Annotated in this window: 10 protein-coding genes, 1 tRNA gene and 1 pseudogene; 7 read left to right on the plus strand and 5 right to left on the minus strand. The window is 66.7% G+C overall.

Features of this window, described 5'->3' with window-relative positions:
- Positions 1 to 3 precede the first annotated feature (3 nt).
- Positions 4 to 381, plus strand: a complete 378-nt coding sequence (locus ACIQD6_RS20885; protein ID WP_401884531.1) for a VOC family protein — start codon at positions 4 to 6, stop codon at positions 379 to 381.
- Positions 382 to 678: 297 nt separating this feature from the next.
- Positions 679 to 754 (plus strand) — tRNA-Arg (locus ACIQD6_RS20890).
- A gap of 68 nt (positions 755 to 822) precedes the next feature.
- Here the strand turns inward: ACIQD6_RS20890 and ACIQD6_RS20895 are convergent.
- Positions 823 to 1,236: pseudogene (locus tag ACIQD6_RS20895) on the minus strand (tyrosine-type recombinase/integrase); the annotation flags it as partial.
- 325 nt (positions 1,237 to 1,561) lie between these two features.
- Here ACIQD6_RS20895 and ACIQD6_RS20900 point away from each other — a divergent pair.
- Positions 1,562 to 3,313, plus strand: a complete 1,752-nt coding sequence (locus ACIQD6_RS20900; protein ID WP_401884533.1) for an AIPR family protein — start codon at positions 1,562 to 1,564, stop codon at positions 3,311 to 3,313.
- Positions 3,314 to 3,971: 658 nt separating this feature from the next.
- Here ACIQD6_RS20900 and ACIQD6_RS20905 read toward each other — a convergent pair.
- Both ACIQD6_RS20905 and ACIQD6_RS20910 read right to left on the minus strand, forming a co-directional pair.
- A complete protein-coding gene (locus ACIQD6_RS20905) occupies positions 3,972 to 4,778 on the minus strand; it encodes a class II aldolase/adducin family protein (protein WP_401884535.1) in 807 nt (268 codons plus the stop codon).
- A gap of 41 nt (positions 4,779 to 4,819) precedes the next feature.
- Complete coding sequence (locus tag ACIQD6_RS20910) at positions 4,820 to 6,157, minus strand: MFS transporter (protein ID WP_401884536.1); 1,338 nt, start codon at positions 6,155 to 6,157, stop codon at positions 4,820 to 4,822.
- 150 nt (positions 6,158 to 6,307) lie between these two features.
- Here ACIQD6_RS20910 and ACIQD6_RS20915 point away from each other — a divergent pair, with 150 nt between their 5' ends.
- Positions 6,308 to 7,465, plus strand: coding sequence for a PucR family transcriptional regulator (locus ACIQD6_RS20915; protein ID WP_401884538.1), 1,158 nt, complete (start codon positions 6,308 to 6,310; stop codon positions 7,463 to 7,465).
- Positions 7,466 to 7,773: 308 nt separating this feature from the next.
- On the opposite strand, the gene ACIQD6_RS20920 is transcribed toward ACIQD6_RS20915, so the two are convergent.
- Positions 7,774 to 8,061 carry a hypothetical protein gene (locus ACIQD6_RS20920; RefSeq protein WP_401884540.1) on the minus strand — a complete coding sequence of 96 codons (288 nt, stop codon included), beginning with the start codon at positions 8,059 to 8,061 and terminating at the stop codon, positions 7,774 to 7,776.
- A 50-nt stretch (positions 8,062 to 8,111) separates the two neighbouring features.
- Here ACIQD6_RS20920 and ACIQD6_RS20925 point away from each other — a divergent pair, with 50 nt between their 5' ends.
- From ACIQD6_RS20925 to ACIQD6_RS20935, 3 genes are all read left to right on the plus strand, one after another.
- Positions 8,112 to 9,203: a hypothetical protein gene (locus tag ACIQD6_RS20925; protein ID WP_401884541.1), complete on the plus strand. Its 1,092-nt coding sequence runs from the start codon at positions 8,112 to 8,114 to the stop codon at positions 9,201 to 9,203.
- 742 nt (positions 9,204 to 9,945) lie between these two features.
- Positions 9,946 to 10,869 carry a glycoside hydrolase family 11 protein gene (locus ACIQD6_RS20930; protein ID WP_401884971.1) on the plus strand — a complete coding sequence of 308 codons (924 nt, stop codon included), beginning with the start codon at positions 9,946 to 9,948 and terminating at the stop codon, positions 10,867 to 10,869.
- A gap of 33 nt (positions 10,870 to 10,902) precedes the next feature.
- Positions 10,903 to 11,901: a polysaccharide deacetylase family protein gene (locus tag ACIQD6_RS20935; protein WP_401884543.1), complete on the plus strand. Its 999-nt coding sequence runs from the start codon at positions 10,903 to 10,905 to the stop codon at positions 11,899 to 11,901.
- 223 nt (positions 11,902 to 12,124) lie between these two features.
- Here ACIQD6_RS20935 and ACIQD6_RS20940 read toward each other — a convergent pair whose 3' ends face one another.
- Positions 12,125 to 12,970, minus strand: coding sequence for an adhesin (locus ACIQD6_RS20940; RefSeq protein ID WP_401884544.1), 846 nt, complete (start codon positions 12,968 to 12,970; stop codon positions 12,125 to 12,127).
- Positions 12,971 to 13,135: the final 165 nt, after the last annotated feature.

Consider the following 13,135-nt stretch of genomic DNA (forward strand, 5'->3'; position numbering starts at 1 on the left):
CTCATGTCCGTCAGCATCGACGGCCCCGACTTCATCGCTCTCCAGGTGCGCGACCTGGAGGCGGCCGCAACGTTCTGCGAGAAGAACCTGGGCCTGCGCCGAATCCCCACCTCACCCCCCGGCGCGATCGTCTTCGACACCAAGCCGGTCCCCCTGGCCGTGCGCGAGCCGCTGCCCGGCACCGACCTGGACTCCGGACACCCCGGCCTCGGCGTCGCCCTGTGGTTCGCCACCCCCGACACCCAGGCCCTGCACGACCAGCTCACCGCGAACGGCGTCAAGATCCTCACGCCGGTCACGCAGAGCCCGTTCGGCGCGATGTTCTCCTTCGTCGGCCCCGAGGGCTACGTCCTGACTGTGCACCAGCAGGGCCGACCGTGACCACCGCCTCCCTCACCCCCGCCGGCCCGTTCTCGCTGGCCTCCAGGCCGAGTTCCCGGGCCCGCGGCCCGTCCTGTCGAACGCCACCAGCCACGAACGCCACACCGAAAACCCCACCTGCACCGACACCGAATCCGGCGAGGACAACGGCCAAACCCTGGCGAGCTGAGGCAGCCACCGCCGCCCCGCCCACATCCGCTACGCTGTCCTGGGTTGCCCTCACGGGCGACCCGGGCCCTTGTCCCGATACGCACGAATCCTCACTCAGAGCATTCATCCACGTTTCACGCAAGGCCCGCCTTCGTAGCTCAGGGGATAGAGCACCGCTCTCCTAAAGCGGGTGTCGCAGGTTCGAATCCTGCCGGGGGCACCAGCCAAAAGGGCACCTACGGATTTCCGTAGGTGCCCTTTGACATCCACATCTGACATCAACGGCGACGGTCACGCACGGCCCGGCCGCCTCTTGAGTAGCCGGTCCATGTGGCTGATCGCCTCGCGCTGGGTGTCCTGGACGACGTGCGTGTACACGTCCATGGTGATGCTGATCTGGCTGTGACCGAGGATCTCCATCACGGCACGAGGGGCCACCCCGGCAGCGGTCAGGATCGTGGCGCAGCCGTGCCGGGCGTCATGCAGCCGGATGACCCGGAGGCCGGCCGACTCGGCGACGCGGGTGAAGGAGCGGTAGAGGTTGCGCGGCTCGACGGCGTGGCCGGTCCGGGTGGCAAAGACGTAGCCGCCCTCCTGCCGCCTCTCCCTCGCTCGTTTCTTGGCAGCTATCTGCCGCATCCGGTGCCACCGCAGCGGAGCGACACACATCGCGGGCAGAGGGACCGCCCGGCGACGGCGCCCCTTGGAACCCCAGCTATTGAAGATCTCTAGTTGGGAGTTTCTTATTGTATAACGCTGCTCGAGAACTTCGCTAAGCATGTAGCTCCTGCCCTCAGGGGGGAGCCGAACTGGGAAGGACCGGTCGAGGGAATCCGTCCTGACTGATCACATCGAGGCTCGTCGGTGGAGGAAGCTCGACCGAGGCTGCCGAAGGGTAAGTCAGGTTTCCTGACCATTTACTCACGTCGACGGCAACCCAGACGCTACGCTCACTGACAAACACACCGTGATGACGATCAGCGCTCGCGCTGGCTAGGGGGATGAAGTGCACACGCTCACGGGAAAGCGAGTGGCCAAGTTTGCACGAGACTTTGGCTTCGAGGGGGGCGAGGCGAAGCAGTTCGAGCTGTACGTCGCAGCCAACTACCTCTTCCCTTATGTACGGGACGATGTCGAGCAGATTGAGCGCGCTGTTCTCGGCGGTGGGACCGACGAGGGCATAGACATCGCTGTCGTCGTAGTCAACGGACAGATCGTCTTCGAACCCTCAGAAATCGACGACCTTATCTCAGACCAGGCGTCCAATTCAGCGAGGGTACTCTTCATCCAGGCTAAGACAAGCGAGTCCTACGACTCTAAGCTCATCGCGAAGTTCCTCCACGGCGTCGAGGCCGTGACAAAGTACGCGATTAAGGCGAAGAGCGTCAAGCTTCCTCCCGCCCTGGTCGACCTGGCTGCTTTGATCGATCGGATCGCAGAGAGCGGCGACAAGTTTCAAGACACGCGAATCCCGTGCGAACTCTTCTACGTCACCACCAGCGGCAATGATGGGAAGAGCGCACAGCAAGAACTTCAGGTCACAGAAGCGATCGATCGTATTCGATCTCTCGGTATTTATTCAGAACCTTTGCACCTCAACACTCATGGCCATGATGCACTAGCTGCAAAGCTGAAAGAGCGTCACGGACCACAGAACATTCGGTTCAACTTTGAGAAGCGGCAGACCATCCCTGCGACTGAGCGGGTGAGTGAGGCTTACATCGGGCTCTTGTCCGGCACGGAGGTGATGAAGTTGCTGACGGATGAAACTGGCTCCGTACGACCAGGGATCTTCGACGACAACGTGCGTCTCGATCTCGGTAGCCACAACCCAGTGAATACCCGGATCACGAGAACCCTTCAGAGCGACGACCGCGAGCACTTTCCCTTCCTCAACAACGGACTCACGATCATTGCGACATCTCTCCGAGGTTCGGGGGACAGATTCTTCATCTCCGGGTATCAGATCGTAAACGGCGGGCAGACGAGCCACCAGCTCGTTAGGTGGGCGGCAAGCGAAGCAGTTAAGGCCAAGCCGGCCCTCCTCTCTGACCTTTGGATCCCGGTGAAGATCGTCAGCTCAGGCGATGCTGGAGTGCGAACGAGCGTGGCGATCGCTACTAACCTGCAAACTCCCATCGGCTCAACTGACATACAGGCGAGTTCCCAGATGGCGAAAGACGTGGAAGAGTATTTCAACCAGTCAGGCGTAAACGGCCTACGTTATCTGCGGCAGAACCAGCATGCGTCTCTTGATTTCCCGCGGACTCGCGTTGTCACGACTCCCGAACTCAACCGAGCGGTCGCTGCAACACTGTTCGGTGATTCTTTCCGAGCGATCGGTGCTCCGAAGGAGCTAGAGGCTGAGGGTTCGTTCGTTTGGGGTGAATACTCCGTTGAGGCTTACTACTACGCGGCCTGGATCTTGTATCGGGTAGACAGATTCTTCGCCCGAACACCCGACTCGACCACCCTCAAGGCCGCGAAGTATCACATCGCGATGATGGTGTCCGCTCTGATCACGCCGGAACTTGTTCCTATATTCGAAACCTCTGAGATAGAGACAGCAAGACGGCGGCTGAGGGACGCTAAGAAGCTGAAGCTCAAGATTTCGGACTCGGAGAGGATTGAAGTAGCGATCACTACTGCAGTCGAGCTTGCCACCGAGCAGTTTCAGTCTGTCTTGAACGAGGGCAGGAGTTTGCGCAAGGACGATGTGCGCAGCCGTCGCAACCAGGAGGCTCTGCTGCAAAAGGCCAAGGAGTCGAGCGCCGACGTCTGATGCTCGGCCTTCGATACATCAGCCGAAAGTAGTCAGACGAAGAAGGCCGGGGATCGACCCTCATTGAAAATCCCCGGCCTTCTGGTCTCTGTTCTAGAGATCTTCAACGGCTGAGGTTACGGCGGTTGGAGGTCGAGTCCGGTTTTGGCTAGGAGGCGGTTAATGAGGCCGGGGCGGTATTGCATCCGTTTGAGCGGGGTCTTCACCAGGGCCGTGAGTTCGTCGAGGCTGACGCTGAGAGACGAGCGCTGAGTCCCGCTGACATCAACAGCAACAGACGCTGACACCACTGCGCGCCCCGGCACGACCGACGCGGCCAGTCAGATCCGCAACTGAGCCGAGCAATGATCGAACTCCTAAAGCGGGTGTCGCAGGTTCGAATCCTGCCGGGGGCACAAAGAAACACCAGGTCAGAGGCCCTGCCGTCCGAATGAGCGGCAGGGCTTCGATCGTGCGGCACACCTGATGGCTCGCCGTCGGCGGTGGTGGCCGCCTGCCGGTCGACGCCTTAGCCAGGCGTCGCTCCGAATGCCGAGAGGGTCTCGAAGTCCTCCAGGAGGGCAGTGTCGTACACGTACGTGCGCAGACGTACGGGAGTCGCTCATGGTCATGCCCCTTCGGAGTGTGCGGGTGCGGGTGCCGAGGTGACCGATGGGCCTCAGGAGCGGTGGTCGGGGGCGATGCGGTCGGCGAGCCTGCGCAGTGCGGCCCAGGCCAGGGCCCAGTTGTCACTGTTGTCGTGGTCGTCGGCGCCGGACGGATGCTCGTTGTTGAGCTGGCGGGCCGTGTGCTCCGCGATGTCGTGCGACGGAAAGATCAGGTCCTGTCCGGCGGACTGGGCCGCGATCTGGATCTCGCAGGCGCGCTCCAGGTAGAACATCCGCAGGAAGGCACGGCTCGCGCTCTCTCCCACCGTGAGCAGGCCGTGGTTGCGCAGGATCATCGCGTTCTTGTCGCCGAGGTCGGCGACGAGGCGGGCCTTTTCGTCGTCGTTGAGGGCGACGCCCTCGTAGTCGTGGTAGGCGGTCCTGCCGTAGAACTCCATCGACATCTGGTTGACGGGGAGCAGGCCGCCCTTCTGCGCCGCCACCGCGCAGCCGAACCGCGAGTGCGTGTGCAACACGCTGTGTGCGTCCGGCCGGGCCTCGTGGATGGCGCTGTGGATCACGAAGCCCGCGGGGTTGACCCGGTGCTCACCCGGCGAGACCAGTTCGCCGTCGAGGCCGACGACGACCAGATTGGACGCGGTGATCTCCTCGAAGAGGAGGCCGTACGGGTTGATGAGGAATCGCGGTTCGTCTCCGGGGAGCCGCAGGGAGATGTGGCTGAAGATGAGGTCCGTCATCTTGAAGTGAGCGACGAGGCGGTACACCGCCGCGAGTTCGACGCGCAGGTTCCACTCGGTCTCGTCGGGCGAGGCGGCCGGACTCGGCGCGCTGCGCCTGGCGGGGGTGGCCGTGGTCATGACTGACTCCTTCGAGTAGCGGGTGGGCGGATGCGTGCCCTTCAGTGCTTGAGTCCGGCCTCGGGGACGCTGTACCGCGGAGCCAGCAGGCCACCGGCGAGAGCGATGAATCCGATCAGCGTGAGGATGACCGCGCTGGGCCACAGGGTGTCGCCGGTCTTGGTCAGGATCGCCGTCGCGACCAGCGGGACACAGCCGCTGAGGAGGCCGGCGAAGTTGGAGGAGATGGCGACACCGCTGTACCGCACCTGTGCCGGGAAGAGGCTGGTGAGGACCGCTCCGGCGACGGCGTAGGGGTAGGACACGGCGGCGACGCCGATGGTGATGGCTACGACGACGACGACCGGGTTCGCCGTCCCGATCGCCCAGAAGACGGGGAAGGCGAGGACAATGGTGGCCAGCGCACCGCCGATCACGACGCGGCTGGAGCCGTACCGCTGTCCGAGGCGCCCGCCCGAGACGATGACCGGGATCTCGACGACAGCAGCGATGACGGTGGCGAGCAGGAGCAGTGAGGAGCTCAGGCCCAGAACCCGCTGGCCGTAACTGATGACGAAGGTGGTGACGAGGTAGAAGCCGCCGGCTCCGACGAACATCACCGCGGCGCCGATGAGCAGCTGACGCCAGTCACGGCGAAAGACCTGTCGCAGGGGCGCCTCCGCGACCGTCTCCTCCTTCTGGAGGGCCTTGAAGACGGGGGACTCCTCCAGCTGTCGGCGGATCACGACCGAGACGGCGAGCATGGGCAGGGCCAGCAGGAAGGGGACGCGCCATCCCCACGCGTCGAAGTTGTCCTTGGTGAGCAGGACCGAGCAGAGGAAGAAAGCGCCCGAGGAGAGGATCGTGCCGACGGGCGAGCCGAGCTGGGGGACGCTGGCGTAGACGGCACGGGAGGAGGCGGGGGCGTTCTCCGCGGCGATGGTGACCGCCCCGCCCCACTCACCGCCGACGCAGAGCCCTTGCAGGACGCGCAGGACGGCGAGTATGACGGGGGCGGCAAGGCCGATGGAGGCGTAGTTCGGCAGCAGGCCGATGAGCACGGTGGCCACCCCGATGCCGATGATCGTCGTCATCAGCACCGTCTTGCGGCCGACGCGGTCACCGAGCCAGCCGAAGAGCAGCGCGCCCAGCGGGCGGGCCACGAAACCGACGGCGAGGGTGGCGAACGACGCCATGGTCGCGGTGAGGGCGTTGTCCGAGACGAAGTACTGCACGTTGAACACGACCGCCGCGGCCGTCGTGAACAGGAAGAAGTCGTACCACTCCATGGCGGTGCCGACGAATGCCGCAACGGCCACGCGACGCGCGACAGCGCGGTCCGTGGCCGTGATATCTGTCGGCTCGGAGGCGGAAACGGCGGCTGTTGCTGAGTCGCTCACAGTGAACTCCGGGGGAAGGCGGACCGAACGTCGGGGAGATATCCATTCGACCCGAGGGCCGGACCCTCCGAACAGGGCAGTCTGCCTCCGATATCAGCAAGATGCTTGTGCGCATGCACAACCGTCAGGGCATTGCCATGGGAGCTTCCTATGAAGGATCTGGCCGACCGCAAGAGGGAGTCCCTGCCGCGCTGGCGAGAGCTGGTCTCCGCCATGACCCATGAGGTCGACGCCCTGGTGGAGACTTTTCTGGGAAGGGTGGAGGGCATCACCGGGTACCGGGCGGGCCCGGTGAGCGAAGAGCAGCTGCGGGAGTCGGCGCACAGCTCGCTGGCGCTGATTCTCAGCGCGGTCGCGACCGACTCCACGACGACCCAGCTGAGCTCGCTCCCCGGCGAGCTGGGGCGGCTGAGGGCACGCCAGGGGGTGCCCGGGGAGGATCTCGTCGCCGCGGTGCAGCTCGACTTCGGGGTGATCTGGTCGGCGATGCTGGCCCGTGCCCGGGACAGCGACATGGCCGTACTGGCCTTGCACGTCGAGAACCTGTGGTCAGTGGTCGACGACTACGCCCGCGCCGTCCAGCAGAGCTACCTGGAAGAGCGGGCTCTGATGGCCGCCGCTACGCGGGACGAGCAGCTCACCTACCTCGCGGAGCTCCTCGGCCCGGCCGGCCAGTCGCCCCGGAACGTGCGGAACATCGCGCGCGCCCTGGGCGTCGATGCCGATGCCACCTTTCGCGTGGTCGTCGCCGACGCGGCGGCCTCGCATCAGGCTCACCGCGCCGCCGCTCGGATCTCCGCGCTCGGAGAGCAGCTCTTCGTTCTGAACCAGCCCGGACGAGTGGTCGTCATGTGGCCGGCTCCCCGGTCGGGTGAACAGCATGACCGGCAGCTGCGGCAGCTGCAGGGGATGGCCGGTGGCCTGGTGCCGGATGTCGCGGGGCTCGGTGCCGTGCCGGGAGCCGCGGCGACGGCCTTCGAGATCTGCCGGACCCTACGGCCCGGCAAGAACAGTCTGGTCACCCTGGCACAGGCATGGACCCGCGTGACGAAGAGCCGGCTCGACGAACGGCACGGCTTCTCGGACGCGCTGCTGGCCGGCCTCAGCACGGTGCCTCAGCCGGAACGGGAGGTGATCGTGGAGACAGTCCACGCCTACCTGGCGACGGGCAGCCTGTCGGCGAGCGCCGAGCGGCTGTACTGCCACCGCAACACCGTGCTCAACCGGCTCGGACGCTTCCAGAAACTGACCGGCCTCGACGTCACCGTCCCCGATCAGGCCGCTGTGGCGCTGGTGGCATTGGCCTAGGCACCGGGCGTACCGCAACCGGGTGTACCGCAACCTCGGCTCCGAGCCGCTGTATCCCCGACGGATCCATCGGGGGGGCAGGCTACCTGTCGGAGGCCCACGGTCCGGGGCGTCCCGGTGCCCCTTCTCCGACGGGCTACGGACCGCCGCGTCACGTCGGCGGGGGGCGAGGCGGGGCGGGGATGTTCATCGTTCTCGCGGGTGAGGGCCCCGCCCCGTGCGGGTGAGGGCCCCGCCCCGTGCAGGTGAAGCCCTGTCCCACCCGAGCGGGTAGGACCCGCCCGGTCCACCCGGGCGGGCCGGCGGTGCTACGGGGCGAAGTCGCCGGTCACTTCGCTCATGTTGTAGCTGTGCAACTCACGCTTGCAGGCGGAGCACTTACTGCTCGGTGCGTGCTCGCTCAGCGACCACAACTGCGGTGCGAAACCGTCGCCGCGGCCGTGCGCCAGATACAGGTCTTCGGCACCGAAGGAGCTCTGCAGCGCCTTCGCGTTACCGACGAGCTGCGTGGTGCCGTCGACGGCGGTCGGCGTGGCCTGGAGCAGGCGGCCGTTGTCGTAGCCGTTTCTGCGGCTGTGTGATGATGCTCGGATCATGACCGGCCCTGGGGAGGGACCGGGTGCGTGGGATGGGGCGGGAGCGCGTCGTGGGCAAGAGTGGGGCGTCCATACCGGACGAGGAGTGGGAGCGCTTCCTTCGGGAGGCCGAGGCCGGGAGTCAAGGGGCGCCCGAGGAGCCGTCGGCGCGGGCCCGGATGGTGACGCGGCGGTTGCGGGAGGAGACCGGCCCGCCGGAGGGGTGGCGGACTCACCAGCCGGCCCGGCGGCGACGGGGTAAGGGCTGGTACGCGGTCGGTCTGCTGGTCGCGGCCGGCCTGCTGGTCGTGGCACTGGATCCGGGGCGGGTGGCTGGATGGCTCGGAAGCGGCGAGAGTGCGCCCCTCGCCGCGGAGTCGGAACGTCCGGATCAGCCACCGGCAACTGGGGCGGCAGTCCAACTGCCCACAGTGGAGCAGCCGTTCAGGGGGTCGCCCGCGGTGCGGTGGGGTGACGGGACGGCGGGGATCGGTCTGCCTGCGGCACGGGCGACCGGCTGGATGAGCAAGGAACAGGTCGTGCGGGCGCTTGGTCGGACCCGGGACTTCCTTGCCGCGTCCAGCCTGGATCCTGGTGTGCTGCGCGGGGAACGGCCGGAGAAGGCGATCGCGTTGATCAATCCGCATCAGCAGGATGTCCAGGACTACCTGGCGACCGCGTTTCGCGCGCCCAGTCGGGAGAACGATCCTCTGCTGCTGTTCAGCCGGTTCGCCAACACGAAGGTGCGGCCTGTCGGGGACGTGGTCAAGACACGAGGACGGATCACGTACCGGGAGGGCAAGCGTGGTGCGGTCGAGGTGACCGCCGATGTCACGTACGTCTATCCGGTCGTACGCACCGCAGCGGGAAGCGACGAAGTCGCGCGTACCATCGTGCGCCGCGAGACCGTGATGAGCTGGGACGACCCGGCGAAGGTGGTCGTCAAGCCGGGGACGTTCTCCCTTGTCTCCTACAAGGCGGACACCACCAACGGCGGCTGCGACACCTTCACCGGCTACCTCACCCCCGAGTTCAGCGCCGAGCGCGCGGCCGCGGGACCGGGAGACGGCCCCGATGTCGACCCGTACGACCGGAGTACGTCGGTGGACGCGGGCACCGGGGAAGCCGGGGATGCGGGGTGCAGGACCGCCACACGGTCGTGAGCGGCAGCGGCAGCGACGGCGACAGCGACCCAGCCTCGATCCACCGGGGATCGGGGGACTCGCGTCCTGTGGACGAGTCATCAAGGACAGGTACTTGCTGACCCTGCGGTAATGGTGAGGGGGGCTGACGCTTCCCGTACGCGCAAATCGGCACGGCCGCGGGCGCGGACAGTATCGAGGACCCTGGCAGCTTGCGGTGTGCGGCCCGCGGTACCTCTACCGCACACCGCACACCGCACCGCTCAATCCAATCGGAAGATCCTTCGAAACTTTCGATAAGTACGTCCTGAATTTCTGATCTTGCGTTCGGGACTCCTATGGTCAACTCTGATTCTCTCAGCCAGGCATGGCGATTGAACTGGCCTAATCCCTCCCCGAAGGATCCCTCACCGAGGGAATGTTTCGCGGCGATTGCCGAAACTGTTGACAGTGAACGAGGCCAGATCAACACTGTTCGCCGTTGGCAGAGCTCGCGTTGTGCGACGCCCGTATGCGACGCCAATGCACGACGCGCACGCACGACGCCCACGCGCGACGCCGAAGCCGAAGCCGAAGCGCGATCGCGTCTTCGCCTGTTCAGCGACAACCGCGCGGGCTCGTATCTCACTTCCTGCCCCCCACCGGCCTCATGAGGACGAGGAGGAACACAATGACCGACGCACCCGCACACCCGACGAGTCACAGACGCAACCACTTAGGGCTGCTCAGCCGCTTCAGGCTGCTCATCAGCAGCGCCTGCACCATGCTGCTGGTCGCCCTGGCGGCGATGATCCTGCCCGGCACCGCCCACGCCGACACGGTCATCACCACGAACCAGACCGGCACCAACAACGGCTACTACTACTCGTTCTGGACCGACAGGCCCGGCACGGTCTCCATGAACCTGGGCTCCGGCGGCAGTTACGGCACCTCGTGGAGCAACACCGGGAATTTCGTGGCCGGAAAAGGCTGGAGCAACGGGGGACGCAGGAGTGTGACCTACTCCGGCACCTTCAACCCGTCCGGCAACGCCTACCTGGCTCTGTACGGGTGGACGTCGAACCCGCTCGTGGAGTACTACGTCGTCGACAACTGGGGCACCTACCGGCCCACGGGTACGTACAAGGGCACCGTCACCAGCGACGGCGGTACGTACGACATCTACAAGACGACGCGCTACAACGCACCGTCCGTCGAAGGCACTCGCACCTTCGACCAGTACTGGAGCGTCCGGCAGTCGAAGAGGACGGGCGGAACCATCACCACCGGCAACCACTTCGACGCATGGGCCCGCGCCGGAATGCCCCTGGGCAGCTTCAGCTACTACATGATCCTCGCGACCGAGGGATACCAGAGCAGCGGCAACTCCAACATCACGGTGAACGGGGCCGGTTCGGGTGGTGGCGGAGGCGGCGGGAACAGCGGTTGCACCGCGGCCCTGTCCGCCGGAGAGCAGTGGAGCGACCGGTACAACCTCAACGTCGCGGTCTCCGGCTCCAACAACTGGACCGTCACCATGAACGTGCCCTCCCCGGCGAAGATCCTCTCCACCTGGAACACCGCCGCCAGTTATCCCAGTACACAAGTACTGACCGCCAAACCCAACGGCAGCGGCAACACCTGGGGCGCCACCATCCAGCACAACGGCAACTGGACCTGGCCAACGGTCTCCTGCAGTGCGACCTGAACCCTCGATCCCCCAGGCTGGAGGACCACTCTCATGCACGCCAGAGCACCTCTCTCCCTGCGCTCCCTGGTCACGAGAGTCACGAAACTGGCTGTCGTCGCGATGGCCACGATGACCGCGGCGAGCGCCCTCACCCTCAACACCACCGCCCCGGCGCAGGCCGCCGCCTGCAACGGGTATGTCGGGCTCACCTTCGACGACGGCCCGTCCACCAACACGTCGAGCCTGCTCAACGCGCTCAAGCAGAACGGGCTGCGGGCCACGATGTTCAACCAGGGGCAGTACGCCGCCGCCTCCCCGTCCCAGGTCCGGGCCCAGGTCGACGCCGGGATGTGGGTCGCCAACCACAGCTACACCCACCCGCACCTGACCCAGCAGAGCCAGTCGACGATCGACTCGGAGATCTCCCGGACCCAGCAGGCCATCGCCAACGCGGGCGGCGGCACGCCGAAGCTGTTCCGCCCGCCGTACGGGGAGACCAACTCGACGGTGAGGTCGGTCGCGAGTAAGTACGGTCTGACCGAGATCATCTGGGACGTCGACTCGCAGGACTGGAACAGCGCGAGCGTCGACGCGATCGTGCAGGCCAACGCCCGGCTCACCAACGGTCAGATCATTCTCATGCACGACTGGCCCGCCAACACGCTCGCCGCGATCCCGCGCATCGCTCAGGGGCTGGCCAGTCGCGGCCTGTGTGCCGGCATGATCTCCCCGCAGACCGGCCGCGCCGTGGCCCCCGACGGCGGCGGAGGCGGTGGGCCGGGCGGCAGTTGCACCGCGACCCTGTCCGCCGGACAGCAGTGGAGCGACCGCTACAACCTCAACGTCGCGGTCTCCGGCTCCAACAACTGGACCGTCACCATGAACGTGCCGTCCCCCGCGAAGATCCTCTCCACCTGGAACATCACCGCCGGCTACCCCAACGCCCAGACACTCACCGCCAAACCCAACGGCAACGGCAACAACTTCGGCGTCACCATCCAGACCAACGGCAACTGGACCTGGCCAACCGTCTCCTGCAGCCCGAGCTGACCCCTGCAGCCCGAGCTGACCCCTGCGGAAGGGCTTCGCCCGCACGGACTCCATGCCCTGTGGCGATACTCCCGGTCCGCGCAGGACACCTACGGCGGGGCGTGAAGACCCCTGGGTGTCTCTGGCTCCGCCGAGCAACTCAGGGGGCGCCGGAGAACACCCAGGACCGTCCCCGCCCCCGTCCCCAGGACCGTCCCCGCCCCTCACCCCGGTCCCCGCCCCCTCACCTGCAATCGACCTTCATCTGCGCCGCCGCGTGGTGCGCCCCCACCAGGTCCTCGCTCCCCCAGTCCTGGCCCCGGTCGAACATCCGCACCGAGAACGACGTGCCCTTCACCTGGTAGCTGCCCACCTTCACCAGGCTGCCCCGGTGCACGGTCTGCCGTACGCCGAAGGTCGCGTACGCGGTGTCGCCGTCCTTCGGGTCCGCCAGCACACGGTAGACGGAGGGGTTGCCGGCCACGTCGCGGTCCCGGTCGCTGTCCGGTACGAAGATGGCGAGGGCGCACTTCGCGTACCTCTTGCCGAGCTCCCAGGACCAGGTCGCGGTGGAGCCCGTGTCCTTGTCCGGGATGCCCGACATCGGGACCGCGGAGAACCGGCCGTCGCACGAATCGCCCTTGTGGCCACCGGATGTGACGGTGTACCAGGCGGCGTCACCGTTCTCGACGCGGCCCTTCTCGGTGTAGCGGCCGGTCGCACAGCCGGGGCCCGCCCACGCGGAGAATCCGGGACCGGGGTCCAGGTCCCCGTCCCTGCCGCCGCCCGGCGTGCGGCCCGGGTCCGGGTCCGGGTCCGGCGATGCCCCGGGGTTCTTGCCCGACGGGCCCGTCGAAGCACTCGGGCCGTTACTCGGGCCGTCGCTCGCGCCGTTACTCGCGCCGCCGTTCCCGCTCGGTGAGCTTCCCCCGCCGAAGCCCGGCAACTGCGGCGGTCCGACCCCCACCCCGCTCGGCACGGGTCGGGACTCGGCGCCGGTACCGGCCCCGGCGCCTCCGCCACCGGACCCGGCGACCGCGGCCACGGTCGCTCCCACGCAGCCGAGTGCGAGCAGCGCCGCTGTGGCCACCCACCGCTTCCGTGGCCGTAAAACGCCGTCGTTCCGGCCTGAACCACCGTCGTTCTGGCCGGAGGCCGGGCCGGAGCGGTCCCTGGGGCGAACCCAGGTCTGTCCAGCGGCGGCGTCGCACCCAGGACAGTCCATGCCCGGCCGCCAAACGCGCCGGTCACTACC

The sequence above is a fragment of the Streptomyces sp. NPDC088400 genome, assembly GCF_044753355.1.
GTDB lineage: Bacteria > Actinomycetota > Actinomycetes > Streptomycetales > Streptomycetaceae > Streptomyces.

Excerpts from the sequence above, each read along its gene's own strand:
- ACIQD6_RS20935 (WP_401884543.1), top strand. The coding sequence starts at position 10,903 with ATGCACGCCAGAGCACCTCTCTCCCTGCGCTCCCTGGTCACGAGAGTC.
- ACIQD6_RS20885 (WP_401884531.1), top strand. The coding sequence starts at position 4 with ATGTCCGTCAGCATCGACGGCCCCGACTTCATCGCTCTCCAGGTGCGC.
- ACIQD6_RS20915 (WP_401884538.1), top strand. The coding sequence starts at position 6,308 with ATGAAGGATCTGGCCGACCGCAAGAGGGAGTCCCTGCCGCGCTGGCGA.
- ACIQD6_RS20930 (WP_401884971.1), top strand. The coding sequence starts at position 9,946 with ATGCTGCTGGTCGCCCTGGCGGCGATGATCCTGCCCGGCACCGCCCAC.
- ACIQD6_RS20905 (WP_401884535.1), bottom strand. The coding sequence starts at position 4,778 with ATGACCACGGCCACCCCCGCCAGGCGCAGCGCGCCGAGTCCGGCCGCC.
- ACIQD6_RS20920 (WP_401884540.1), bottom strand. The coding sequence starts at position 8,061 with ATGATCCGAGCATCATCACACAGCCGCAGAAACGGCTACGACAACGGC.